Here is a 24,325-nt window from a genome sequence, read left to right as displayed (position 1 = left end):
AAGGCCGGTCGGAAGCGTTGAGTGTGGCGTAAGCCTGCGGGGGGTGCAGGAGGTCACGGCGCCGTTCTCGAACCGGATTTCGAGTGCGGCGCCGTCGCCGTTTCCAGGCGGCCGTCCGATTGGGTCAGTGCGGGTGGGCCAGGCCGGCCGAGTCGTGCAGCAGGTCGGCGCCGGTCAGGCAGCCGTCCGCCACCGCGCGCAACACCAGCGCCCCGACCTGCGCCGCCGCGTCGAGGTCGCGGGACGAGGCCGGGTCGGCGGCGCCCTCCGCGAGGACCACCGCCTCCGTCGAGCCCAGCGCCCGGGCCAGTGCGTCCGCCACCTCGGCGCGGGTGCCCCGCATCCAGGCGACGAGCCCGTCGGCGAGGTCGGCCGAGGCCTCCAGCCGCGCGCCCAGGCTCTCCTCGCCGCCGCACAGGTGCTCCGCGGCGCGCTGCCGGGCGGCGTCGTAGGCCTCCGCGGCCGCCCCGGTCCACACGCCCGGCCCGGGCAGCGACGCCGCGAGCACGCCGTAGGCCCGGGCGTCGGCGCGCAGGCCCGGAGCAGCCTCGAGCAGCTCCTCGGGCCTCAGCGCCGCCACGCTGCGGGCGGCGTCGCCCGGCAGCAGGCGCACCCGGCGCAGCTCCGTCCAGATGTGATGGTCCGGGGGTGCCCCGCCGGCGGCCAGCAGGTCGTCGACCTGGCGCAGCAGCGGGGCCGCCGCGGCCAGGACCCGATCCAGCCGGTCCATCAGATCCCCCGCCGGATGCGGCGCGCGGCCTCGTCGTCGGTCTCCGCGTAGCTCCTGGCGGCCAGTCGGACGTCGGCCGCCAGGCTCGTCAGCCGGGCCGCCGCGTCGGCGGCCTCGCGGGACCGGGCGGCGAGCACGGCCGTCCAGAGCTCGTGCAGGCGGTGGCCCAGGCGGCCCGGGGCGCCCTCGTCATCCGCGCCGAACGCGCCCGGCGAGGAACCGTGCGCGGGCAGCGAGCGGTCCACCGTGGTCAGGGCGTCTGCCACGGACTCCAGGCGCTCGGCGAGCTTCTCCATGTCAGGGCTCCCCCAGCGATCGGAACGCACCGTAGACCTCGTCGTGCAGCTTCTGCCGGGCCCAGCGGGCCGCCTCCGTCGCGGTCGTCACCACCGCCTGCACCTCCCGGGCCAGCTCGGCGGCGCTGCGGTGCTGCAGGCTGCCACGGATGCGCACGTCGGTGATCTCGCCCGCCGCGGTCACCAGGACCTCGATCGAGTCGTCCGGCGAGTGCACCGAGACCACGTGCCCGGCGACGGCCTTGTCGAACTCACCCCGCAGCACGTCGAGGCGGCGGTAGCGTTCGATCGCCTCGTCGATCCATGCCTCGTCGATCTCGCGGGGCATCCACAGGCTCCTTACCGGGCGTGCCGCTTCGCGGTGCGACACCGAACGTACCCGGTCGGTGACCCCCGCGCAGCCCCTCTTCGTCCCCTGTGGATTACCCGCGCCAGAGGTTGAGCATCATCGCCTCGACGGCGATCCTCGGCTTCACGTTCTGCTCGATGGCGTCGCGGCAGGCCACGATCGCCTCCAGCCGGCGCAGGGTGCTCTCCGGCGTCCACTTCTCGGCCGCGGCCGAGGACGAGGCCGCGACGTCGGTGTGCACGACCGCGACCGGGGCGCGCAGGTTGGTCACCAGCACGTCGCGGTAGAAGCCGGCCAGGTCGACCAGGGCGCGGTCCAGGGCGTCGCGCTGCGAGCGGGTCGCCCGGGATTTCTGCCGCTTCTCCAGCTCCTTGAGCTGCCCGGCCGCGCCGCGCATCGCGCCGGCCGCGCCCCGGCCGGTGCCGCCGGCGCCGAGGGCCTGCTCCAGCGCCGCGCGCTCGGTGGTGTTGTTCTCCGCGAACGCCGTGGCCGACTCGGCCTCCGCGGCCTCGATCAGCGCGGAGGCGGCGTCGAAGCAGGCGCCGACGCCGGTCAGCCGGCGCGGCACGGCGAGCACCGCCTCGCGGCGGCCACGCGCATCGGGGTCGTTCGCGAGCCGCTTGGCGCGGCCCACGTGCCCCTGCGCGGCGGCCGCGGCCCAGGCGGCGACATCGGCAGCGACGCCGTCGCGGCGCACGAGAACCTCGGCGACGGCCTCGGCGGGTGGCTGCCGCAGCGGCACGACCCGGCAGCGCGACCGGATGGTCACCGAGATGTCGTCCGGGTGCGTCGAGGGGGTGCAGAGCAGGAACACCGTACGCGGCGGCGGCTCCTCGATGGCCTTGAGCAGCGCGTTTCCCGCGGCCTCGGTGAGCCGGTCGGCGTCCTCGATCACCACCGCCTGCCACCGCCCGCCCGAGGGGGCGGTGCCGGCGCGCAGGACGAGCGCCCGCATCTCGTTCACGCCGATCGAAAGGCCCTCCGGGACCACGAAGCGCACGTCGGCGTGGGTGCCGCCGAGCACGGTGTGGCAGCCGTGGCACTCGCCGCAGCCGGTGCCGTCGCGCTCGCATTCCAGGGCCGCGGCCAGCGCGCGGGCGGCGACGGAGCGGCCCGATCCCGGCGGCCCGGTGAAGATCCAGGCGTGGGTCATGGCGCCGTTCGCCGCCCCGGTGTCGCCGGAGACGATCCGGGCGGCGGCAGCGGCGGCCCGGCGCATCGTCTCGACGGCCTCGTCCTGCCCGACCAGGTCCGCGAACACAGTCATGGCGTCGATTCTCGCTCGCTCACGGCCGCATGCCCACCTGCGGCGGCTCGTCGCCGGCGCCGGCCCGGTCCTTCGTCGCCGCGGTCTGCCCGCCGTCGTCGGCGGAGGCGGGAGAGCCGGTCGGCACGACCATCGTCTCGTCCGCCTCGGAAGCGGACGGGCCATGACGAACCACCATCGTGTCGTCCGGCCCGGCACCCGGCGGGATCATCATCGTCTCGTCGGGCCCGGTGCCCGGCCGGACCACCATCGTGTCGTCCGGTCCGGTGCCCGGCGGGATCACCATCGTGTCGTCCGGCCCGGTGCCCGGCGGGATCACCATCGTCTCGTCCGGCCCGGTGCCCGGCCGGACCACCATCGTCTCGTCGGAGGCGCTCGCGGCCGCCAGGTCCGGGGCGTTCAGGTCGGGCCCCGGCGGAACCCCCGTCGACGCCGGCGCCGGGTGGCTGTCGTCCCCCGAGCTCAGCAGCCCGTTGATCCGGGTCGCCACCACGTCGGCGATCTCGTCGGCGGGCCGCGCCGCGTCCAGCACCAGGTAGCGCTTCGGATCCGCCGAGGCCAGGTCCAGGAACGCGTACCGCACCCGCTCGTGGAAGGCGCGGGACTCGCTCTCCAGCCGGTCCGAGCCGGCGCCGCGGGTGTCGACCCGGCCCAGCCCCACGGCCGGGTCCACGTCGAGCAGCACGACCAGGTCGGGCTTGAGCCCGCCGGTCGCCCAGGACGACAGCCAGGAGATCTCCTGCACCGGCAGGGTCCGGCCGGCGCCCTGGTACGCGAGCGACGAGTCCACGTACCGGTCGCTGACCACCACCGCGCCGCGGCCGAGCGCCGGGCGTACGACGGTGGCCACGTGGTGGGCGCGGTCCGCGGCGTAGAGCAGCGCCTCGGCGCGCGGCGACGGCGCGTCCGCGTCCTCGCCGTTGGAGAGCACCAGGCTGCGGATGCGGGCGCCGATGTCGGTCGCGCCCGGCTCGCGGGTGACGACGACGTCGTGGCCCGCCTCGAGCAGCCCGGCCGCGAGCCGGTTCACCTGCGTCGATTTGCCGGCGCCCTCTCCGCCCTCGAAGACCACGAAGATGCCCTGCCGGGTGAACTCCTCGGCCGGGGAGAGCGGGCGGCCACGGATCGAGCTCCACAGGTCCGCCAGGACCGGCACGCCGCGCTTGTCGTCCATCTGCCGCAGGGCGCTGACGCCGGTCCACACGCCGATGAGGCCGGCGACCAGCAGCAGGATGCGGGTGGACGAGATGTCGACGGAGACGCTGCCCGCCGAGATCGAGCGGGAGCCGCCGATGCCGACCAGGAGGCCGGCGAGCGAGATGGCCAGCAGCAGGACGAGCCGGGCGCCGATCTGCACCACGGCGAAGACCCGGCCGCGCACCTGGTCGTCGACCTGGCCGCCGAGCAGGGTGACCCCGGCCAGGAACGCCATGCCGGCGCCGGCCCCGACGAAGAGCGCGCCGAAGAGCGCCATGGACAGGTGGAACGCCACGGACAGGAATCCGACCGCGCCGCTGGCGAGCACGATGCTCAGGCCGAACCAGCGGCGCCGGGACAGCTCCTTGACGACCATCGGGCCCAGGCCGATGCCCATCGCGAGGCCGATGAACAGGGTCGCGAAGAGCAGGTAGAAGGCGGCGTCGCCGGCGCCGAGCGAGGCGGTGAAGAAGCGGGCGGTGCCGATGACGATGCCGGCGCCGGCGAACGCGCCGAAGATGCCGAGCACCAGGCCGCGCACGAACGGGGTGCCGCCGATGTACTTCCAGCCCTCGACGAACTGCCGGAACATGCTGGTCTCGGCGGCCTTCGCGCGCCGTTCCCGGTGGCCCGCGCTGATCTCCTTGATGCCGAAGAAGACCACCGCGGCGGTGGCGGCCCGGGAGAGCGCGTTGATCCAGAGCGCGATCTGCACCGGCTCCGCCCAGTCGGGCAGCCCGCTGATCGGCCCGCGGACCACGCCGTCCAGCGCGGCCAGGGCGAGCGCGGCGAGGATCGGCGTGATCCCGTACGTGGTGATCAGGGTGAGCTGGTTGGAGACCTCGAGGCGCCCAGCGGGGATCAGGTTGGGTACCGCGGCCTCCTTGGCCGGGATCCACATCAGGGTGATCGTCTCGCCGATGAAGGTGGCGATGACCGCCCAGGTGACGGTCACGGCGCCGGAGTCACTGATCAGCGCGACGACCGGGATGGAGCCGTAGACGAAGAAGCGAAGAATGTCGCAGATGACCATCGTGTAGCGGCGGTCGAACCGGTCGGCAAACACGCCCGCGATCGGGCCGAGCAGCAGCGCCGGCAGCAGGCGGATCGCGATCGTGCTGCTGAATGCGCTGCTCTGCGCCACGCTGCCGGTCACCTGCTGAGAGGCGAACAGGGCGGTGGCGAGCGTGCCGATCCAGTCGCCGAACGAGGCCACGCTGAGCACGAGCCACAGCCGTCGGAACGGGCGAATCCGCAGAACGGAACGCAGTGCGGCCGCGCCGGACAGGTCGACCGGACCTGCTTCCTTGCGCGCCGTACTCGTGTCGGTGTCGATGGCCGTACCTCCCCGTGGTCACTGCTCGAAGCACTCTAACGGGCGGCAGCGGCTCATCGCGGTTGCGCTCATCCGGGTGGCGCGAAAATGAAGGTGTTTCGCATTGGCTCGCCAACAGTTAGGTTGCTGGCGTGATCGTCGAACGCAGTGCGCTGCACGAACGCCTCGAACGCGCGACCAGTCGGCTGGAGACGCCGCTCGCCGCGGTCGACCTGGCCGCCTTCGACGCCAACGCCGCCGCTTTGTCGGCGCGTTCGGCCGGCAAGCCGATCCGGGTTGCCAGCAAGTCGGTACGCGTCCGCGCCCTGCTGGAGCGCGTACTGACCCGCCCCGGCTGGTCCGGGGTGATGGCATACACCCTGCCCGAGGCGATCTGGCTGGTACGCCGCGGCGTGACGGACGACGTGCTGGTCGCGTACCCGACTGTCGATCGGACCGCGATCGCCGAGCTGGCCGCGGATCCGCAGCTGGCCGCCGCGATCGCCATCGTCGTCGACGACCCGGCCCACCTGGACCTGGTCGACGCCATCGCCGCGCCGGGCAGCCGCCCCGACATCCGCATCTGCCTGGAGCTGGACGCCTCCTGGCGGCCCGCCGGGCCGCTGCACGTCGGCGTGCGCCGCTCCCCGGTCCACTCCGCGGCGCAGGCCGGGGCGCTCGCCGCCAAGCTGGTCAAGCGGCAGGGCTTCAAGCTGGTCGCGATGATGGCCTACGAGGCGCACATCGCCGGGCTCGGCGACAAGCCACCGGGCCAGGCACTGCGGGCCCGGGGCATCCGGCTGATGCAGCGCCGCTCCCTGCCCGAGCTGCTGGAGCGCCGGCTGGCCGCGGTCCGGGCCGTCCGCGAGCACGTGGAGCTCGAGTTCGTGAACGGAGGCGGCACCGGCAGCATGGCGGCGACCGCCGCCGACCCGTCGGTCACCGAGATCGCCGCCGGCTCCGGGCTCTTCGGCCCGACCCTGTTCGACACGTACCGTAACTGGCAGCCCACCCCTGCGGCGTTTTTCGCACTCTCGGTGGTCCGCCGTCCGGCGCCCCGGATCGCCACCGTGCTCGGCGGCGGCTGGATCGCCTCCGGCCCGACCGGACCGTCGCGGCAGCCGATGCCGTGGCTGCCCGAGGGCCTGCGCCTGCGCGGCGACGAGGGCGCCGGCGAGGTGCAGACGCCCCTCATCGGCGCCGCCGCGGACAAGCTTCAGCCCGGCGACCGGGTCTGGTTCCGCCACGCCAAGGCCGGCGAGCCGTGTGAACACGTCAACGAGGTGCACCTCGTCGACGGCGACACGGCAACGCCGACCCCGACGTACCGGGGAGAGGGACATGCGTTCCTCGGTTAGGTCCTCACGCCGGAACGTGGCGGTGCAGGTACTCCCGGATCAGCGCCTTCGCCTCGGTCAGCACGGACTCGTCGCCCGTCAGGTCGCGCCGGAACGCCAGCTTGATCAGCGCGTCCGACGCCTCGACCGCGATCAGCAGCGCGAAACGCAGCCGCGCCCGGTCCATCAGCTGGAACTGGTCGACCAGGAGCTCGGCGAGCCGGTCGGCGATGACCGCGTTGTTGTCGCGCTCGGCGTCGAGCAGGTGCAGATCCACCACGTCGCCGAAGTGCAGCGTCCGGAAGCCCGGCACGCTGCGGTGCATGTGAATGTAGGCGTCTATCGCCGCGTCCACGCCGTCCCACCAGTGGGCGAACGTCTCGTTGGCGAAGCGTGCCGACAGACTCTGCAGGTACGCGTCCATATTGCGCATGGCGAGGGCCTGGACGATGGCCCGCTTGTCGGGGAAGAACTGGTAGACCGAGCCGATGGCGACTTCGGCGCGCTCGGCGAGCAGGGTCGTGGTCAGGCCTTCGTACCCGACCTCGTCCACGAGCTCCGCGCAGGCATCGAGCATGCGCTGGACCCGGGCAACGCTTCTGCCCTGCACCGGAACCCGGCGCAGTGGTCCGGTGGTGACGGTTGGTGTCGACACGCGTCGCCACTCCCTCTCAGCAGTGATAATCGGAACGTTACTCGGATCAACGAGCGAGAAGCATCGACGGGACGCCGACGACACCCGGCATTCCCGGTTTTGTGCGACTGTCCGCTCGTCGGGAGGACTCAGCCGTAATGACCAGTGACAATTCACCCCCCGTGGCCGCGCGTCACTGGCGCAACTGGGGCGGCAACCAGCAATCAGTCGCCGCCGAGGTCTTGACCCCTGGCAGCGTCGACGAGGTGGCGGCCTTCGTCAAGGAGGCGTCCGCCACCGGACAGAAAGTCAAGGCCGTCGGCAGCGGACACTCGTTCACCGCCATCGCGGTCGCGGACGATCGCCGGATGCTGCTGCACCGCCTGGGCGAGCTGGTGGAGATATCCGGCAATCTGGTCACCGTCCAGGCCGGAATGCCGCTGCACCGGCTGAACCGGATCCTGGCGGAGAACGGCCTGGCGATGCCCTATCTGGGCGACATCGACCAGCAGACCGTCGCCGGCGCGATCTCCACCGGTACGCACGGCAGCGGCCGAAATCACTCGACCATGGCCTCCTGTGTGGAGTCGCTCACCCTGGTCACCGGCTCCGGCCTGGTACAGAAGATCGACTCGACCTCGCCGCTCTTCCCCGCGGCGCGGATCGGCATCGGCGCGCTCGGCGTCCTGGTCGAGGTGACCCTGCGCTGCGTCGAGGCGTTCACGCTGCTCGCCGACGAGCGGCCGCTGCCGCTGTCCGAGGTGCTCGCCGGGCTCGACGAGCAGATCGCGAGCAACGACCATCTCGAGTTCTACTGGTACCCGTACACCGACCGGGCCCAGCTGAAGCGCAACAACAGGGTGCCGGTGTCGGACCGGCCGCTGCCGAGGTTCCGCGGCTGGCTGGACGACGAGTTGCTGGCGAACACCGTCTTCCAGGGCGTCTGCCGGCTGGGCCGGGTGATTCCCGCCGCCGTGCCGATGATCAGCGCGATCTCCGCGCGGGCCCTGACGGCCCGGACCTACACCGGCCGCTCCGACCAGGTCTTCTGTACGCCGCGCCGGGTCCGCTTCACCGAGATGGAGTACGAGATCCCCCGCGAGTGCCTGCCCGAGGTGCTGTCGGCGCTACCGAAGATCATCGACAAGCTGCCGTTCAAGGTGCAGTTCCCGGTCGAGGTGCGGTTCACCGGCCCGGACGACGCCTGGCTGTCGCACGGCTACGGCCGCGACTCCGCCTACCTCGCCGTGCACCAGTTCAGCGGGAGCCAGTACGAGCCGTACTTCCGGGCCTTCGAGGCGGTCTGCGAGCCGCTGGGCGGGCGCCCGCACTGGGGCAAGCTGCACTACCGGGACGCGGAGTCGCTGCGCCGGGCGTACCCGAAGTTCGACGACTTCCTCGCGGCGCGCAACGAGCTGGACCCCGGCCGGGTCTTCTCCAACGCCTACCTGGACCGGGTCCTGGGGGCCTGAGAAAAGTTATCCACAGGCCCGTCCACAGGGCTACTCGGCGGTGGCGCTGGCTTTTGCCGGCGCCACCTTCTTGGCCGGCGTGGCCTTCTTCGCGGCCGGGGAGGCGTTGGCCGCCCGCTTGGCCGGCGTCGCCTTCTTGGCGACGGCCTTCTTGGCCGGCGCCTTCTTCGCGGCGGTCTTCTTCGCCGGCGTGCCCTCGCCCGCGGCCGCCTTCTTCGCCGGGGCCTTCTTGGCGGCGGCCTTCTTGCGCGGCGCCGGGCCCTTCGCACGCTTCTCCGCGAGCATCTCGGAGGCCTGCTCGACGGTCAGCTCCTCCGGCGTCTGCCCGCGGCGCAGCGAGGCGTTGAACTCGCCGTCGGTCACGTAGGGGCCGAAGCGGCCCTCCTTGATCACCATCGGCTTCTCGGTGATCGGGTCAACGCCCATCTCCCGCAGCGGCGGCGCCGCCGCGCGGCGCTGCCGGTGCTTCGGGGCGGCGAGCAGCGCGAGCGCCTCGTCCAGGGTGACGGTGAAGAGCTTGTCCTCGCTGTCCAGCGAGCGGAAGTCGTCGCCGCGCTTCACGTACGGCCCGTAGCGACCGTTGGCCGCGAGGATCTCCGCGCCCTCCGGGTCCTTGCCGACGGTGCGCGGCAGCTCGAGCAGCCGCAGCGCCTGCTCCAGGGTCAGCGTGTCCGGCGTCTGGGTCTTGAACAGCGACGACTTGCGCTCGCCGCTGGAGACGTAGGGGCCGTAGCGGCCGGACTTGAGCTGCACCGGCTCGCCGGTCGCCGGGTCGTCGCCCAGGCTGCGCTCGCCGCCGCCGCCGAGGAAGAGCTCGTCGACCTTCTCGGTGGTCAGCTCGTCCGGCGCGACACCCTCGGGAATCGAGACCCGGTCCTCGGGCGCGTCCTCGCCGGCGTCGGGCAGGGCCCGCTGCAGGTACGGCCCGTAGCGGCCGACCCGGACCACCACGTTGCGACCCGAGTCGTCCTTGAAGAGCGCGATCGAGTTGACCGCGCGGGCGTCGATCTCACTGAGGTTCTCGGTGACCATCTTCTTGAGGCCGCCGGCCTTGGCGATCGAGTCGTCCGCGCCCAGGTCGCTGCCGAAGTAGAAGGAGGTGAGGAAGTCCAGCGCCGCGTGGTCGCCACCGGCGATGTCGTCGAGCTGGGTCTCCATCGCGGCGGTGAAGTTGTAGTCGACCAGCCGCGGATAGTGCCCCTCGAGCAGGCCGACGACCGCGAAGGCGATGAACGACGGGATCAGCGCCTGGCCGCGCTTCTCCACGTACCCCCGGTCCTGGATCGTCCGCATGATCGACTCGTACGTCGAGGGGCGGCCGATGCCCAGCTCCTCCAGGGCCTTGACCAGCGAGGCCTCGGTGTAGCGGGCCGGCGGCGAGGTGTGGTGGCCGACCGCGTTGAGCTCCTCGGGCGTCAGCGGCTGGTCCTTGACCAGGTTCGGCAGGCGGTGCTCGGTGTCCTCGGCCTCGGCGTTCTCGTCGTCGGACGACTCGACGTAGGCGCGCAGGAAGCCGGGATCGGTGATCGTCTTGCCGCTGGCGCCGAAGTCGGCCTCCTCGCCCGCGGTGGAGACCGCGCGGATCCGCACCGAGACGGAGTTACCGACGGCGTCGGTCATCTGCGAGGCGACCGTGCGGCGCCAGATCAGCTCGTAGAGCTTGAACTCGTCGGCGGAGAGCTCGCCGGCGACCTCGCCCGGGGTGCGGAAGTTGTCGCCCGCGGGGCGGATCGCCTCGTGCGCCTCCTGCGCGTTCTTGACCTTGCCCGTGTAGCGGCGGGGCTGCGGCGGCACGTTGTTCGGGCCGTACAGCTCGGCGATCTGGCGGCGGGCCGCGGTGATGGCGGTCTCGGAGAGGTTCACCGAGTCCGTACGCATGTAGGTGATGTAACCGTTCTCGTACAGCCGCTGCGCCGTGCGCATGGTCTGCGACGAGGAGAAGCGCATTTTGCGGGCGGCCTCCTGCTGCAGCGTCGAGGTGATGAACGGCGCGTACGGGCGGCGCCGGTACGGCTTCTCCTCGACCCGGGTGACCGTGAACGGCCGGTCCTCGAGGCGCGCGGCGAGCCCGCGGGCCCCGTCGCCGTCGAGGTGCACGACGCCGGCGCCGGGCTTGACCTGGCCGGTCGTCGGCTCGAAGTCGCGGCCGGTGGCGATCCGGTCGCCGTCGAGCGCGATCAGCGTCGCCTGGAAGTTGCGGGTGCCCTCGGCCTTGCCCTGCACCGAAAGCTGGGCGTTGATGTCCCAGTACTCGGCGGAACGGAACGCCATGCGCTGGCGCTCCCGCTCGACCACGATCCTCGTCGCCACGGACTGGACGCGCCCGGCGGACAGGCGGGGCATCACCTTCTTCCACAGGACGGGGCTGACCTCGTACCCGTAGAGACGGTCCAGGATGCGCCGGGCCTCCTGCGCGTCGACCAGGTCGCGGTCGATCTCGCGCGGGTTGGCGACGGCGGCCTGAATGGCCGACTTGGTGATCTCGTGGAAGACCATCCGCTTGATCGGGACCTTGGGCTTGATCGTCTCGACCAGGTGCCAGGCGATGGCCTCGCCCTCGCGGTCCTCATCGGTCGCGAGCAGGATCTCGTCGACCTCCTTGGCCAGCTTGGTCAGCTTCGCGATCTGCTGCTTGCGGTCCGAGGAGACGACGTAGAGCGCCTGGAAGCCGTTGTCGACGTCGACGCCGAGCCGGGCCCACGCCTCGCCCTTGTATTTGGCGGGCACGTCGGCGGCGTTGCGTGGCAGGTCGCGGACATGCCCGAAGGAGGCCTCGACGAAGTAGTCGGGGCCCAGATAGCCGGCGATCGTCTTGGCCTTCGACGGGGACTCGACGATGACCAGACGGGTCGTCCTGGCTTTCTCCGGCACGGCGCTCCCATACTTTTCACTCGCTCGGCGGTCCGTCGCGGACGACAGACGTGCGGACGTTCAACGTAACGCGCCGGACGAGCCAACATTCCCCGGGCATGCAGAAGTCGGATGGTAACGGTCCGGCCACCGCATGCGTCCGACGGCGACACCGTACACCGGGAACATGGCGTCGTGTCGCACACAATCGGGGAAGATCACGCACCCGCGCCGCCCGGCCAGAGTCTTTCGGGCGCCGCCGCGGGCCGTTCACCGACCAGCTCGGCGAGGCGCGCGAGGCGCCTGTGACCTGCGATCACATATGCCGGGCCGGCCTGGATCGTGCCCGCGAGCCCGGCCCGGGTCAGCGCGGCGGCGGTCGCCCTGTCAAGAAACCCGTCGGGATCCAGACCGAGTGCGTATCCCTGAGGCCGCGGCGCGCCCGCCGCGGCGACCCAGAGCCGCAGCCGCGGCCCGCCGAGAAAGAGCTTGTCGGCGGCCGGCGGCCAGGCCCGGGCCAGGGGATTCAACCTGCTGCTGAACGCGGTCCGGACCTCGAAGGCGACGGTATCCGGCTCCGCGCTCTCCTTCTTACCCGCCGGCTCGTCGGCAGGGTCTTGCCCGGGCGGCTCCGCCGTGTGCGCCATCGTCTGCTCAACCGGCTCCACCGTGAGCTCGGCCACCGGCTCGTTCCGCTCCTCGCCGGCCACCGGCGCCCAGTTGACCACCAGGCCGCGCGAGACCAGCTCGTCCACCAGCACGTGCACCCGCCAGGCCGCGTCGACCCGGACCGAGACCCGGGCCGTGCCGCCCATCCGGCCCAGCCGGCCCGGGCCGGCCAGCAGGCCGACCAGGTCGAACAGCGACGGGTCGGCCGCCTCGACCCCGAAGATCGACAACTGCCGGCCGGCCGGGACGGCCGTGATCGTGCGGCGCCGGCCACGCCGGGGGGCGGGCTCAACCGGCGCGGGCAGCACCTCGCGCGGAATCAGCGGCCACCCGGGCTCGGCCATGATCAGCGGCGCTCCGTCATCGGCACTCGGGCGCCTCGTCGAACGCCTTCTTGAGCTCCTCGGAATCCAGCCGGCTGGTGTCCAGTTCGCTCTGCTGGTACTCGGTGTTCAGAACCTCCACGACCGACTTGACCTTGGCGTAGAAGTCCTTGGACGGGCTGGTCGCGAGCGCCTCGACGCCCGTCTTGGCCCGCCCGTAGGCGTCACGCATCGCGCCGAGCGACGCGGTGAAGCCGTCCGCGACCTCCTTGCCCTCGTCCACGTCGGGCACGCCGGCCCGCTGCACGCCGGCCCGGGCCTTCTCGCTGGCCGACTCGGCGCCGCCGAAGAGCCGCATGAGGTTCTCCTTGGCCTGCGCCGGCGTCGTCTCGGCGGTCATCTGCTGCTGGGTGCGGGTCGCCAGGGTGCCGATCTCGGTGCGCCACGGGGACAGCACCGTGCAGACCGAGGCGGCCCAGGCGCGGGGCGCGGGACCGCCGGCGCAACCACCCAGTGTCACGACGAGCGAAAGAACGATGAGTGAGGATGCGGAGCGGGCCGTGCGCATGGATTGCAGCGTACGGCCAACACGCGTCGGAGGGCACCCGGCGAGTGCCGGGCGCCCTCCGATACGTCGATCCGGTCAGGCGCTGATGCGCTCCGACTGGGTCTCGGTGGCCGGGGCATCCTCGCCCATGGAGATGGGCTTGCGCTTGCTCCAGACGACCGCACCCGCGACGATCAGCGCCGCGACGACCGCGAGCGCGATCCGCGCCGCGTTGTTCTTGTCGCTGCCGATGCTGAGGGTCACCACGGCCGGAGCGATCAACAGCGACACCAGGTTCATCACCTTGAGCAGCGGGTTGATGGCCGGTCCGGCGGTGTCCTTGAACGGGTCACCCACGGTGTCGCCGATGACCGTCGCGGCGTGCGCCTCGGAGCCCTTGCCCCCGTACGCGCCGTCCTCGACGAGCTTCTTGGCGTTGTCCCACGCGCCACCCGAGTTGGCCAGGAAGACGGCCATCAGGGTGCCCGTGCCGATCGCACCGGCCAGGTAGGCGGCCAGCGCGCCCGCGCCCAGGCCGAAGCCCACCGCGATCGGCGCCAGGATGGCGAGCAGGCCGGGGGTGAGCAGCTCGCGCTGGGCGTCCCGGGTGCAGAGGTCGACGACCTTGCCGTACTCGGGGCGCTGGGTGCGCTCCATGATGCCCGGGAACTCGCGGAACTGGCGGCGTACCTCCATCACGACCGCGCCCGCGGAGCGGGACACGGCGTTGATCGCCAGGCCGGAGAAGAGGAACACCACCGCGGCGCCGATCAGCAGGCCGACCAGGTTGCGCGGGTTGGAGAGGTTCAGCATGTTGAGGATCTCGGTGCCGATCCGATCGCCCGAGATGCCCGCGTCGGCCAGCGACGCCTGCAGCGTGTTGGTGTAGGAGCCGAACAGCGCCGTCGCGGCCAGCACGGCCGTGGCGATCGCGATGCCCTTGGTGATCGCCTTGGTCGTGTTGCCGACCGCGTCGAGCTCGGTCAGGATTCGCGCGCCGTTCTCGTCGATGTCGCCGGACATCTCCGCGATGCCCTGCGCGTTGTCGGAGATCGGGCCGAAGGTGTCCATCGCGACGATGACGCCGACCGTGGTCAGCAGACCGGTGCCGGCCAACGCGACCGCGAACAGCGACAGCGTGATGGACGTGCCGCCGAGCAGGTACGCGCCGAAGACGCCGGCGCCGATCAGCAGCGCCGAGTACACGGCCGACTCGAGGCCGACGCTGATGCCCGCCAGCACGACGGTGGCCGCGCCGGTCTGCGACGACTTGCCGATGTCCTGCACCGGGCGCTTCTCGGTCTCGGTGAAGTAGCCGGTCAGCGCCTGGATGGCGGCGGCCAGCACGATGCCGATGACGACGGCGCCGATCGCGACCCAGCGCGGGTTGGCGCCGCTGTCGATCACACCCGGGTCGATGCCGGCGTCCGCGCCGAAGCCCGCGAAGCTGTCCGGCAGGTACACGAAGCTGATGATCGCCACGATGACCGCGGAGAGCACGGCCGAGATGTAGAACGCCCGGTTGATGGCGGTGAGGCCGTTCTTGTCCGAGGCCCGCAGCCGGGTGATGAAGACGCCGACGATCGCGATGACCACGCCGACCGTGGAGACGATCAGCGGGAAGATCAGGCCGTCCTGGCCGAACGCCGCCTGGCCCAGGATCAGGGCCGCGACCAGCGTGACCGCGTACGACTCGAAGAGGTCGGCCGCCATGCCGGCGCAGTCACCGACGTTGTCTCCCACGTTGTCGGCGATCGTCGCGGGGTTACGCGCGTCGTCCTCCGGGATGCCCTGCTCGACCTTGCCGACCAGGTCGGCGCCGACGTCGGCGGCCTTGGTGAAGATGCCGCCGCCGACCCGCATGAACATGGCCAGCAGCGCGGCGCCGAAGCCGAAGCCCTCGAGCACGGTCGCCGCGTCGGTGCGGTAGATCAGCACGACCAGCGCGCCGCCGAAGAGGCCGAGGCCCACGGTGAGGAACCCGACCACGCCGCCGGTGCGGAACGCGATGCCCATGGCCTTCTCGCGACCGCCGGACTCTCCGGCCGCCGCGGCGACCCGCAGGTTGGCCCGGGTGGCGAGCGCCATGCCCGCGCCGCCGATGAACGAGCTGAAGACCGCACCCACGATGAAGAACAGCGACCGGCCGATCTTCACCGCGGTCTCGCTGTCGGTGTTGTGCACCGGCAGGAGGAACAGCAGCACGACCGCGATCACCACGAAGATGGCGAGGGTCTTGAACTGCCGGAACAGGAACGCGGACGCGCCTTCCTGCACCGCCCCGGCGATCTCTTGCATGTTGGTCGTGCCGCGACCGGCAGCGAGCACCGATTTGACGAAAACAGCAGCGAAGGCCAGCGCCACCAGCGCGAAGACGATCGCAACGATGACGAACGTGACGTTTTGACTGCTGAGGGACACCCCGCCGCTTTCCGCGGCAAGGTTTATGGAGGTCCCGGACATCAATGTCCTCCTGTACGCCGAACGCACCCGACAGCGGACGAAACCGCGGGCGCACTCCCTGCTCGGGGAGACGACACCCGGGCCCGCGGACGCGGGACCAGGGAGCAGTAGCTGATTACCGGCGTACTGTATCGGCCAGACGTGTCAGTGGTCACACCCGGATCCGGCCGTGTCGTGGTGATGTTTACCGCTGTGTTAGCGGTTGGCGCCCGAATCGGTTACGGCCTAGGCTCCGCGGCCTCGTCGGGCGTCACCGGCGCCCCGCGCCCGGCGCGGATTTTTCATCCGCGCGGTACTCCCGTTCGCGCCTCAGCGGCGGTGCACGGGCCAGACCATGCGGACCTCGGTGCCGGCGCCGTCGTCGACCGGGCGCACCTGAAGGTCGTCCACGAATCCGGCAAGCAGCGCGAAGCCGACGCCGGTGGTCAGCGCCTCGTCGGTCAGCGACTCGTCGGCCAGCTCGTCCGGCGGCAGCTTCGCCAGGCCGACGCTCGCCTCGATCGGCGCGCGGTCGACGACCCGCACCGTGTAGGAGTCGGAGTCGGACATCTCCACCATGACCAGGTCCGGCAGGCCGTACTGGCGGTGCAGGGCGACCGCGCGCGTGCAGGCCTCGCCGATCGCCAGCCGGACCTCATCGAGCAACTCCTCGGCGACACCCGCGCGGCGGGCCACCGCCACGCCGACCAGCCGGGCCGTGCGGACATGCACCGGCGCGGGGGAGAAAGACAGCCGTACCGTTGCCATCACGCCGACGGGTGGATGTCGTCGCCATCTCCGGCCGACGTCGAGATGGCCGCCTCGACGGAGGGGAAGATCGGGAACACCTGGTCGAGCGCGGTGATCCGGAAGATCTTGAGCAGCGGCTCCTTCGAGCAGACCAGGCCGAACGTGCCGTTCGCGGCGCGCAGCCGTTTCAGGGCGCCGACCAGGACACCGAGGCCGGTGGAGTCGAGAAAATCGACGCGCGCGAGATCCACGACAACGTTGCGCGAGCCGCCGTCGACCAACTCGACGAGGCGCTCACGCAGGCGCGGCGCGGTGTATACATCGACCTCACCGCCGACATCGAGCACCGTGTGCTCGCCGACAGCCCGGGTTGTCAGCGACAGCTCCATCGGTCCTCCTCCCTCGGGGGCAAGTTTTCCGGCAGCCGATCTCCACAGCGAATCTAACCACCGCCGGTCCGGGACCGCCGCGTCGGCACCTCCCTCGTACCCGTTTGAGGTTCGGGGCATGGCGGTGTCACAGTGCAGATCGTGACCACGACCGTCCCGGGCATCCCGGCCGCACGCGGCGCTTCTCCCGGGCTCGGACCCGTCGAACTGCTGCACCGGCTGCGCGCCGGCACCGCCGCCCCGGCCGGCGAATCGCCCGTGACACACGTGCGGCGCGAGCCCGCCCGACCTGGGCGTAAGACCCCGTGGCCGGGCTGGGTGGCGCCGGCACTGATTTCCGCGTACGCGGATCTGGGCATCACCGGGCCGTGGGAGCACCAGGCCGCGGCGGCGACGCTGGCGCACCACAAGAGCCACGTGGTGGTGGCCACGGGCACCGCGTCGGGCAAGTCGATGGCGTACCAAATGCCTGCTTTGACCAAATTGCTGGGTGATTCCCGGGCGACGGTGCTCTATCTGTCGCCGACCAAGGCCCTCGCGGCGGACCAGTCGCGCGCGCTCGCCCGGCTGGGCCTCGACGGCGTGCGGCCGGCCACATACGACGGTGACACGCCGCGCGAGGAACGCGAGTGGATCCGGCAGCACTCCAGGTTCGTGCTGACGAACCCGGACATGCTGCACCACGCGCTGCTGCCGGGGCACGCCCGCTGGGGCACGTTCCTGCGCCGCCTGGAGTACGTGGTGATCGACGAATGCCACGCGTACCGGGGCGTCTTCGGCTCGCACGTGGCGCACGTGCTGCGCCGCCTGCGCCGGCTGACGGCACGATACGGCGGCGACCCGACGTTCATCCTGGCGTCCGCGACCTCGGGCGAACCCGGCGACGCGGCATCCCGGCTGACGGGCCTGCCGGTGACCCCGGTGACCGAGGACGCGTCGCCTCGCGGCGCGGTGACGTTCGTGCTGTGGGAGCCGCCGCTGCTGCCGCCTTCCCCCGATGATGAGGTCGAGCTGCCGCCGGTGCGCCGGTCGGCGCTGCGGGAGACGGCGGACCTGCTGACGGACGCGGTCGTGGCCGGCGTCCGGACGCTGGCGTTCGTCCGCTCCCGGCGCGGCGCGGAGGTCGTCGCGGCCATGACCCGGCGGGGCCTGGACGAGGCGGTGCCCGGCCTGGGCGACCGGGTGGCGGCGTATCGCGCGGGCTACCTGAAGGAGGACCGGCGGGCCATCGAGCGGGCCCTGCTCTCGGGCGAGCTGCTGGCGCTGGCCTCGACGAACGCGCTGGAACTCGGCGTCGACCTGGTGGGCCTGGACGCGGTGCTGATCTGCGGCTACCCGGGCACCAGGGCGTCGCTGTGGCAGCAGGCGGGCCGCGCCGGCCGCGCGGGCGGTGAGGCGCTGGCGGTGCTGGTGGCCCGCGACGATCCGCTGGACACCTACCTGGTCCACCACCCGGAGGCGCTCTTCGGCCGCCCGGTGGAGGCGACAGTCATGGACCCGGCCAATCCGTACGTGCTGGGGCCGCAGTTGTGCTGCGCGGCGTCCGAGGCGCCGCTGACCGAGCCGGACCTCGAACTGTTCGGCGGCGAGCCCGCCCGGGAGGCGGTGGCGGCGCTGACCGCGTCGGGGGCGCTGCGCCGGCGCCCGTCGGGCTGGTACTGGACGCACCGGGGACGGCCCGCGGTCGACCTGCGCGGCACCGGCGGCGCGCCGGTGTCGGTGGTCGAATCGGCGACCGGCCGCCTGCTCGGCACCGTCGACCAGGGCTCATCCCACGTGATGCTGCATGCCGGCGCGGTCTACCTGCACCAGGGCGTCTCCCATGTGGTGGACGACCTCGACCTGGACGACGCGGTGGCGCTGGTCCACGCGGCGGAGCCGGACTGGTCGACACACGCCCGCGACGTGACGGACCTGTCGGTGGTCTCGGTCCGCGAGCGCGTGGACGCCGGCCCGGTGGGCCTGTTCCTGGGCGAGGTGGACGTGACCAACCAGGTGGTGTCCTACCAGCGGCGGCGCATCGGCTCGGGCGAGGTCATCGACACCCGGCCGCTGGATCTGCCGCCCCGCGAGCTGCGTACGGTGGCGGTCTGGTTCACCGTCTCCCCGCGGCTGCTGGCGGCCTCCGGGGTGCAGCCGCCGGACGTGCCGGGTGCGCTGCACGCGGCGGAGCACGCGGCGATCGGGCTGCTGCCGCTGATGGCCACGTGCGACCGCTGGGACATCGGCGGCCTGTCGACCGCGAACCACCAGGACACCGAGGCACCGACGGTATTCGTCTACGACGGGCACCCGGGCGGCGCCGGCTTCGCGGAACGCGCGTACGCGACGGCGTCCGCCTGGCTGTCGGCGACCCGGGAGGCGATCGCGTCGTGCGGCTGCGAGACGGGGTGCCCGTCGTGCGTGCAGTCGCCGAAGTGCGGCAACGGCAACAACCCGCTGGACCGCAACGGCGCGATCGCGGTGCTGGACGCGGTGCTGAGCGCCCTCGCCGACCGGAATTGATCGGGTTGACGGGTCCATGTCGCCGCAAACCCGGCCCCTCGCGAAACCCCCGAAAACCCAGGCAACGTCGTGGCCCCGCCAGGGCGTATTGAACAGCGACACCCGATGAGAGGCGCCGCTGTGACAACTGAAGGATTCGACGAGTTCGTGGTGAGCCGCTCCGCGCGGCTGCTGCGGACCGCGTTCCTGCTCACCCAGGACTGGGCGCTCGCCGAGGACCTGCTGCAGGCGTCCCTGGTCAAGGCCTGGTCGGCCTGGCGCCGCATCGACGGCGACCCGGAGCCGTACGTCCGTCGCGTCCTGGTCAACACCAACACCAGTTGGTGGCGGCGGCGGTGGCGGGCCGAGGTGCCGACCGACCGGCTGCCGGAGTCGGCGACCGACCCGTACCCCGGGCACGACGAACGCGAGCAAGTCTGGCACGCGCTCCGCCGGCTGCCGGCCCGGCAACGAGCCGTGATCGTGCTGCGCTACTTCGACGCGCTGGCCGAGGCGGAGATCGCCGAGGCGATGGGCTGCTCGGTCGGCACCGTCAAGAGTCAGGCCAGCAAGGCCCTGGCGAAGTTGCGCCTCGACGAGACCCTGACCCGCGAAGGAGCCTTCTCATGAACCTCACCGAGCTGCGGGACGTGCTCGACGAGCGGTCCGCCACCGACCACAGCGATTTCCCCGGGCACCGGATGCTCGACGGCGTGCACCACCGGCTGCGCGTCCGGCGCCGGCGCCGGCAGATCGCGGCCGGGGCCGCGACGGCCCTCGCGGTCGCCGCCGTGGGGATGGGCACGCTGGTCGTGCCGGACCACCAGCGCGGCACGTCCGCCGTCGCCCCCGCACAGGTACGCATGATCGACGGCTTCCCCGAGTACGACTCCGGCCACCGGGTCATCGCGACGAAGACGGCGCTTCCGCCGGCGAAGTCGGTCACCCTGACGTTCACGCCGGCCACCGTCGACGGGCTGTCCTTCCTGACCCGGTGCGAGGGCGATCATCCGCACGCCCTGAGCCTCAACGGCAGGCCGGTGAGCCAAGGCGAGCAGTGTGCCGGATTCGTCACCCTGCCCAAGGCCGGCAAGGAGCTCCACCTCGCGGCCGGCAAGCCGGCCACCCTCGTCCTCACCTTCACCGAGGGTGCTCCGACCGCCGAGTTCGGCCTGGCCGTCGGGGTGCCCGTCGACCCGGCCGCGTACCCGTACCCGCCGCGGCCGGCCACGCTGCAGCCCCTCGAGCTGCCCGCCGACAACCCGACCGCCGCGGACCCGACCGTCCGCGCCCACGTGCTGCGCTCGGACCCGGCCGACCCGCAGGCGCCGGTGACGAGGACGTTCGCCTGGACCGGCGCCGGCACGACCGTGCACGCGAACACGCCGGGTGCCGTCAACGTCACCATCAACGGCGCGACGGTGGACACCTGCCGGTTCTGGGACTACTCGTTGGCCGCGTGCGCCGTGGGCAGCGTCCCGGGCGCGAGGATCCACAGGGGCGACACGGTGGTCCTCACGGCCGTCCCGGACGGCATGACCGGTGACTGGGCGGTGGTCATCGAAGACCCCTTCGGCGAGGCCGAGGGCGACTGAACGCCCGGTGCCGGCGGCCGCGACGGTGCTCGCCGCCGGCACCGCCCGCACCGGGTGATCCACCCGGACGGCCCGCAGCCCGCAGCCGGGATCGCCGGACCCGGCGGCACACGGGTCCGGCGTACCGACGTCGTTGCTACCCGCCGAGCCAGTCCGCCCCGTAGTCGGTGACGGAGTTCGGGGCGAGGGAGCAGGTGTCGGTTGTCAGGTCGCAGCGGGCGTCCCGCGGGGTGTCGTCGGTGCCGGCCTCGGAGAGCAGGACGTCGGCCGGCCCCAGCCAAGACGGGTTCTGGCCGGGGACCGGCCAGGACCGGACCTGGTTCCGGCTGAGGTCGAGAACGCCGAACCTGCTGCCGTCGGCCCACTCCAGCGACACGTACCGGCCGCCGGGGGAGACGAACCCGGCGAGGCTCCAGCCGTTGCAGTTGGCAGCGGTCACGGTCGCCTCGCCGTCCAGCTTCTGCAGGCATCCCGTGGCATCGTCCCAGGCCAGCAACCCACCGGCGACAGCGAAAGTGGAGCCTGCGCGCACCGGGATCCGCTCGCCCTCGCCGGTCCAGGGCGCGCGCCAGGCCAGGCTGGTCGCCTCGCCCCGCTTGCCGCCGAGCACCAGGACGGTGTCGGACGCCCACCTCACCTGGGTGAAGGGGCCCGCCATCCGCTGGATGACGCTGCCGGAGGCCACGTCGACCAGTTCCACCGCCGGTGCACTGCGCTGGCTCTTCCGGTCGAGCCAGGTACTCAGCGCCAGCTTCGTGCCGTCCGGAGAGACCTCGTAGCTGCCCACCGCGGGGCTGTGATGAAGCGTGCGCCGGGTGTTGTCCGCGGTGACGAGCTCGAAGTCGACGTCGAACAGGCCGTCGCCGCCACCGGTGCCGGCCACCGCGATGAACACGCCCGCTGGGCGCTGCGCGACCAGGTGCACCCCCTTCGTGCCGGGGAACCGGATCGGGCCGGCCCGGGTCACCAACGTCGGCACCTTCGCGAGCTCCGGCACCAGCTCCGGATTCTGCGTGTACGGGACCGGCGGCGTCACCTGCCGGCCGATGGTCAACTGGTCGTACGCCCACGGCTCGTTCTCCGCGGCGCCCAGCCTCCAGAGCGGGTGGGTGCCGTCCGCCCTTCCGACGGTCGGGCCGGTGGACCCGGCCGGTCCGGGGGTTGCCGCCGGACCCGTGTTTCCGATCATCGACGGGATCCCGGCCGCGATACCCACCGCGACGGCCACGACGGCCACGCTGGACGCCGCGACCATGAGCCAGGTGGTGTGCCGGCCGCCGGAGCCGAACCGCGCGGCCTTGCGCGGCGGGGCGGTGGCCGGGTTACGCAGTCGCGCGGCGGCCGGGTCGGCACGCTCGCCCGCCTTGGTCAGCACGTTCCTCAGGCGCCGGTCGAGCTCGTCCATCACCGCGCTCCCTTCTGATCCTCGGTTACTGCGCTGTCGTGCTCCGCCAACGCGGTGGCGAGCCGGGCGTGAGCGCGGTGGGCGCTGGACTTGACCGTTCCGGTGCTGACGCTCAGCACCCGCGCGATGTCCGCCTCGCCCAGATCGCACCAATACCGCAGCACCACCACCTCGCGCTGCCGCCGCGGCAAGGTCCGCACCAGGTCCCACAGCCACCCGTCCTCGATCGGAGCCGGCCCGGCCTGCTCGGGCTGGGCCAGTCGCGGCGCGAACCGCCGCGCCACAGCCCGGCGGCGCAACAGGCTGCGTGACCGATTCACGACCGCCCTCCTGGCGTACGCCAGGACGGTGTCCGGGCGCACGTCAGCCCACCGGCGGTACAGCTCCTCCAACACCTCCTGTGTCACCTCCTCGGCATCGCCCAGGTTCCCGACGAGCAGGTACGCCAGCCTCACCAGCCGCCGCCCGCTGTCGTTGAAGAAACCGGTGAACGCGACCCGGGCTTCCTCGGGTGCGTCACCTGCCACGTTCACACCCGCTCGTCTGCACCGTCATGCACCCCATACGCCCGAGCGGTTGATCAGGTTGTCAACCCACCGACAATTCTCGATCTTCCAGCCGCCGAGGGCCGTCAGCTCAGCGCGGCGAAGTCAACCGGCGGTGGCGGCGGGCGGCGGGCGGCGGGCGGCGGGCGGCGGGCGGCGGGCGGCGGGTCAACCGACGGGCGCGGTGATCGGCCCGGCCCGGGCTACCGCCGTCGCATACCGGGTCAGGCCCGGAAACGGCGTCACGGTCACCTCGACCTCGAGGATGAGATCCAGGCCGTCGAGCCGGCAGGACCTGGTCCGGCCGCCGTTCGCGGCGACGAGTTGTGCCGCCCGGGCGCAGGCCGCGTCGCGGCCCTCGATGGCCCGCACCGCACCCGCCAGTGCACCCAGGTCGGCCGCGGTGCGGGCCAAATGTCGCCCCACCCGCGCCGCGCCGACTGCCGCTCCCGCGACCCCGGCCGCCACCAGCACCAACCCCACCGCCAACACGAAGATCGACGCCGCCCCACGGTCCCGGCCGGCAGGACCACCGACGCTCACGGCACGCTCCCCGACCCGTCCGGTTCGCGCGCGGCGACCGCGGTGGCGTCCACCGTGATCGCCGGCAGGTGGCCACCCAGAATCGGCACCCCTGCGCGAACCGTCACCATCACCTCGTCCCCGCGCTCCGCGACCTCGACGCGGGCGCCCGCCGGGGCGATCCGCGCGGCGTTCTCGCCACCCGGGCCGCCGCGGGCGGCGAGAATCGCACCCTCCCGGGCCGCGTCGACGCACTGGCCCTTCGCCGTCACCGCGCCGACCGCGGTCAGCCCGGCGAACAGCAGCAGCAGGAGCGCCGGCAGCCCGGCCGCCATCTCTGCGGTGAACGCACCACGGTCGCGCCCGAGCGTCCGCAGCCGGCCGGGCCACCGGCGCCCGGTCACTTCAGCGCCTCGTTGATGACCCCGGTCAGGGCCGCCTGCACGCTCGGGCTGCTGAGCACCTTGTAGAGAACGCCGGCGAACGCCACCGCGGCGAGCGTGCCGACGGCGTACTCCGCGGTGTTCATGCCCTCGTCGCCCCGCAGGGTGGCGAGGCGGGTGATGAGTCTGCGCACGTGGATCTCCTTCTTTGTCGGGTTGTCACAGGACGTCGCCGAGGACGGCGACCACCACCGGCACGAGGCCGGCGAGCACGAAGGCGGGCAGGAAACAGAGGCCGAGCGGCAGCACGATGAGGACCCCGGCCCGGCGGGCGGCGGCGTCGGCGGCCGCGGCCCGGTCGCCGCGCAGGTCGTCGGCGAGCCGGGTCAGCGCGCGGGCGAGGGCCCCGCCGCTGGCGCTGGATCGGACCGCGGCCGCGATGAGCCGCTCCGCGCCGGCGACGTCGGCCAGGTGCGCCCACGCCTCCGGGGGATCCGCGCCGAGCCGCAGCGACCGGCCGACCCGGTCGAGCCGCTCCCCCAGCGGACCGCCGAGAGCCTCGGCGACCGCGGACACCGCCCGGTCGACGGGGGCTCCGGCGCGCAGCGCGGCGGCGAGGAGGTCGGAGCTCAGCGGCAGGTCCGCGACGGCACGCATCCGCGCCTCCCGCACCCGCGCGGGCTCCCGCCGCCGCAGGAAGCGCTCGACCCCGCAGCCGACCGCGACGCCGGGGGCGACCGCCCACCAGCTCCCGATGAAGACCGTCACCGCGATGCCGGCGGCGATCGCGATGAGAAGCACGATGACGGCGAGGATCATCGGGG

23 protein-coding genes are annotated in these 24,325 nt (G+C 72.6%); 5 read left to right on the top strand and 18 right to left on the bottom strand.

Going from position 1 to position 24,325, the window contains the following annotated elements; all coding sequences use genetic code 11:
- Positions 1-124: 124 nt before the first annotated feature.
- From AB0F10_RS15515 to tmk, 5 genes are all read right to left on the bottom strand, one after another.
- A complete protein-coding gene (locus tag AB0F10_RS15515; protein ID WP_360624189.1) occupies positions 125-730 on the bottom strand; it encodes a hypothetical protein in 606 nt (201 codons plus the stop codon).
- Positions 730-1,026, bottom strand: coding sequence for a type VII secretion target (locus AB0F10_RS15510; protein WP_360624187.1), 297 nt, complete (start codon positions 1,024-1,026; stop codon positions 730-732). The genes AB0F10_RS15515 and AB0F10_RS15510 overlap by 1 nt, the downstream gene beginning before the upstream one ends.
- Before the next feature lies 1 nt (position 1,027).
- Positions 1,028-1,354 (bottom strand): YbaB/EbfC family DNA-binding protein, encoded by a 327-nt coding sequence (locus AB0F10_RS15505; protein WP_360624184.1) that lies wholly within the window; start codon positions 1,352-1,354, stop codon positions 1,028-1,030.
- A 94-nt stretch (positions 1,355-1,448) separates the two neighbouring features.
- Positions 1,449-2,642, bottom strand: coding sequence for a DNA polymerase III subunit delta' (locus AB0F10_RS15500; RefSeq protein WP_360624182.1), 1,194 nt, complete (start codon positions 2,640-2,642; stop codon positions 1,449-1,451).
- Between the two features lie 19 nt (positions 2,643-2,661).
- Complete coding sequence (gene tmk / locus AB0F10_RS15495) at positions 2,662-5,064, bottom strand: dTMP kinase (RefSeq protein WP_360624179.1); 2,403 nt, start codon at positions 5,062-5,064, stop codon at positions 2,662-2,664.
- A 242-nt stretch (positions 5,065-5,306) separates the two neighbouring features.
- Here tmk and AB0F10_RS15490 point away from each other — a divergent pair, with 242 nt between their 5' ends.
- Positions 5,307-6,512 carry an amino acid deaminase/aldolase gene (locus AB0F10_RS15490; RefSeq protein WP_360624177.1) on the top strand — a complete coding sequence of 402 codons (1,206 nt, stop codon included), beginning with the start codon at positions 5,307-5,309 and terminating at the stop codon, positions 6,510-6,512.
- Positions 6,513-6,516: 4 nt separating this feature from the next.
- Here the strand turns inward: AB0F10_RS15490 and AB0F10_RS15485 are convergent, their stop codons facing one another.
- On the bottom strand, positions 6,517-7,146 hold the full coding sequence (locus AB0F10_RS15485; RefSeq protein WP_360624175.1) for a TetR family transcriptional regulator: 630 nt from the start codon (positions 7,144-7,146) through the stop codon (positions 6,517-6,519).
- Between the two features lie 137 nt (positions 7,147-7,283).
- Here AB0F10_RS15485 and AB0F10_RS15480 point away from each other — a divergent pair, with 137 nt between their 5' ends.
- Positions 7,284-8,597, top strand: a complete 1,314-nt coding sequence (locus tag AB0F10_RS15480; protein ID WP_360624173.1) for a D-arabinono-1,4-lactone oxidase — start codon at positions 7,284-7,286, stop codon at positions 8,595-8,597.
- A gap of 30 nt (positions 8,598-8,627) precedes the next feature.
- Here the strand turns inward: AB0F10_RS15480 and topA are convergent, their stop codons facing one another.
- From topA to AB0F10_RS15450, 6 genes are all read right to left on the bottom strand, one after another.
- A complete protein-coding gene (topA, locus tag AB0F10_RS15475; protein ID WP_360624171.1) occupies positions 8,628-11,468 on the bottom strand; it encodes a type I DNA topoisomerase in 2,841 nt (946 codons plus the stop codon).
- Positions 11,469-11,665: 197 nt separating this feature from the next.
- Positions 11,666-12,460, bottom strand: a complete 795-nt coding sequence (locus AB0F10_RS15470) for a hypothetical protein (RefSeq protein ID WP_360624169.1) — start codon at positions 12,458-12,460, stop codon at positions 11,666-11,668.
- A gap of 16 nt (positions 12,461-12,476) precedes the next feature.
- Positions 12,477-13,007, bottom strand: coding sequence for a hypothetical protein (locus AB0F10_RS15465; protein ID WP_360624167.1), 531 nt, complete (start codon positions 13,005-13,007; stop codon positions 12,477-12,479).
- Between the two features lie 75 nt (positions 13,008-13,082).
- Positions 13,083-15,449, bottom strand: a complete 2,367-nt coding sequence (locus tag AB0F10_RS15460; RefSeq protein WP_360624165.1) for a sodium-translocating pyrophosphatase — start codon at positions 15,447-15,449, stop codon at positions 13,083-13,085.
- A 309-nt stretch (positions 15,450-15,758) separates the two neighbouring features.
- Positions 15,759-16,199 carry an ATP-binding protein gene (locus AB0F10_RS15455; RefSeq protein WP_360624163.1) on the bottom strand — a complete coding sequence of 147 codons (441 nt, stop codon included), beginning with the start codon at positions 16,197-16,199 and terminating at the stop codon, positions 15,759-15,761.
- Positions 16,196-16,567: an STAS domain-containing protein gene (locus AB0F10_RS15450; protein ID WP_360223410.1), complete on the bottom strand. Its 372-nt coding sequence runs from the start codon at positions 16,565-16,567 to the stop codon at positions 16,196-16,198. The genes AB0F10_RS15455 and AB0F10_RS15450 overlap by 4 nt, the downstream gene beginning before the upstream one ends.
- Before the next feature lie 207 nt (positions 16,568-16,774).
- Here AB0F10_RS15450 and AB0F10_RS15445 point away from each other — a divergent pair, with 207 nt between their 5' ends.
- From AB0F10_RS15445 to AB0F10_RS15435, 3 genes are all read left to right on the top strand, one after another.
- On the top strand, positions 16,775-19,072 hold the full coding sequence (locus AB0F10_RS15445) for a DEAD/DEAH box helicase (RefSeq protein ID WP_360624272.1): 2,298 nt from the start codon (positions 16,775-16,777) through the stop codon (positions 19,070-19,072).
- 120 nt (positions 19,073-19,192) lie between these two features.
- Positions 19,193-19,681 (top strand): SigE family RNA polymerase sigma factor, encoded by a 489-nt coding sequence (locus AB0F10_RS15440; protein WP_360624161.1) that lies wholly within the window; start codon positions 19,193-19,195, stop codon positions 19,679-19,681.
- Positions 19,678-20,646, top strand: coding sequence for a hypothetical protein (locus tag AB0F10_RS15435; RefSeq protein ID WP_360624159.1), 969 nt, complete (start codon positions 19,678-19,680; stop codon positions 20,644-20,646). The genes AB0F10_RS15440 and AB0F10_RS15435 overlap by 4 nt, the downstream gene beginning before the upstream one ends.
- Positions 20,647-20,782: 136 nt before the next feature.
- Here the strand turns inward: AB0F10_RS15435 and AB0F10_RS15430 are convergent, their stop codons facing one another.
- From AB0F10_RS15430 to AB0F10_RS15405, 6 genes are all read right to left on the bottom strand, one after another.
- Positions 20,783-22,051, bottom strand: a complete 1,269-nt coding sequence (locus tag AB0F10_RS15430) for a hypothetical protein (RefSeq protein ID WP_360624157.1) — start codon at positions 22,049-22,051, stop codon at positions 20,783-20,785.
- A complete protein-coding gene (locus AB0F10_RS15425; protein ID WP_360624155.1) occupies positions 22,051-22,578 on the bottom strand; it encodes a sigma-70 family RNA polymerase sigma factor in 528 nt (175 codons plus the stop codon). Before AB0F10_RS15425 ends, AB0F10_RS15430 begins: the two co-directional genes overlap by 1 nt.
- 186 nt (positions 22,579-22,764) lie before the next feature.
- Complete coding sequence (locus tag AB0F10_RS15420) at positions 22,765-23,139, bottom strand: Rv3654c family TadE-like protein (protein ID WP_360624153.1); 375 nt, start codon at positions 23,137-23,139, stop codon at positions 22,765-22,767.
- On the bottom strand, positions 23,136-23,522 hold the full coding sequence (locus AB0F10_RS15415) for a TadE family type IV pilus minor pilin (RefSeq protein ID WP_360624151.1): 387 nt from the start codon (positions 23,520-23,522) through the stop codon (positions 23,136-23,138). The genes AB0F10_RS15420 and AB0F10_RS15415 overlap by 4 nt, the downstream gene beginning before the upstream one ends.
- Complete coding sequence (locus AB0F10_RS15410; protein WP_360624269.1) at positions 23,519-23,701, bottom strand: DUF4244 domain-containing protein; 183 nt, start codon at positions 23,699-23,701, stop codon at positions 23,519-23,521. Before AB0F10_RS15410 ends, AB0F10_RS15415 begins: the two co-directional genes overlap by 4 nt.
- 19 nt (positions 23,702-23,720) lie before the next feature.
- Positions 23,721-24,320 carry a type II secretion system F family protein gene (locus AB0F10_RS15405; protein ID WP_360624266.1) on the bottom strand — a complete coding sequence of 200 codons (600 nt, stop codon included), beginning with the start codon at positions 24,318-24,320 and terminating at the stop codon, positions 23,721-23,723.
- Between the last annotated feature and the right edge of the window lie 5 nt (positions 24,321-24,325).

The sequence above is a fragment of the Actinoplanes sp. NPDC026623 genome (assembly GCF_040638275.1).
Taxonomy (GTDB): Bacteria; Actinomycetota; Actinomycetes; order Mycobacteriales; family Micromonosporaceae; genus Actinoplanes.
Note: the sequence above shows the minus strand (reverse complement) of the source record. Positions and strands in the feature narration are given on the sequence as shown.

Coding starts and splice junctions, on each gene's coding strand:
- AB0F10_RS15515 (WP_360624189.1), bottom strand. CDS start 730: ATGGACCGGCTGGATCGGGTCCTGGCCGCGGCGGCCCCGCTGCTGCGC.
- AB0F10_RS15510 (WP_360624187.1), bottom strand. CDS start 1,026: ATGGAGAAGCTCGCCGAGCGCCTGGAGTCCGTGGCAGACGCCCTGACC.
- AB0F10_RS15505 (WP_360624184.1), bottom strand. CDS start 1,354: ATGCCCCGCGAGATCGACGAGGCATGGATCGACGAGGCGATCGAACGC.
- AB0F10_RS15500 (WP_360624182.1), bottom strand. CDS start 2,642: ATGACTGTGTTCGCGGACCTGGTCGGGCAGGACGAGGCCGTCGAGACG.
- AB0F10_RS15480 (WP_360624173.1), top strand. CDS start 7,284: ATGACCAGTGACAATTCACCCCCCGTGGCCGCGCGTCACTGGCGCAAC.
- AB0F10_RS15470 (WP_360624169.1), bottom strand. CDS start 12,460: ATGGCCGAGCCCGGGTGGCCGCTGATTCCGCGCGAGGTGCTGCCCGCG.
- AB0F10_RS15465 (WP_360624167.1), bottom strand. CDS start 13,007: ATGCGCACGGCCCGCTCCGCATCCTCACTCATCGTTCTTTCGCTCGTC.
- AB0F10_RS15460 (WP_360624165.1), bottom strand. CDS start 15,449: ATGTCCGGGACCTCCATAAACCTTGCCGCGGAAAGCGGCGGGGTGTCC.
- AB0F10_RS15450 (WP_360223410.1), bottom strand. CDS start 16,567: ATGGAGCTGTCGCTGACAACCCGGGCTGTCGGCGAGCACACGGTGCTC.
- AB0F10_RS15435 (WP_360624159.1), top strand. CDS start 19,678: ATGAACCTCACCGAGCTGCGGGACGTGCTCGACGAGCGGTCCGCCACC.
- AB0F10_RS15430 (WP_360624157.1), bottom strand. CDS start 22,051: ATGGACGAGCTCGACCGGCGCCTGAGGAACGTGCTGACCAAGGCGGGC.
- AB0F10_RS15405 (WP_360624266.1), bottom strand. CDS start 24,320: ATGATCCTCGCCGTCATCGTGCTTCTCATCGCGATCGCCGCCGGCATC.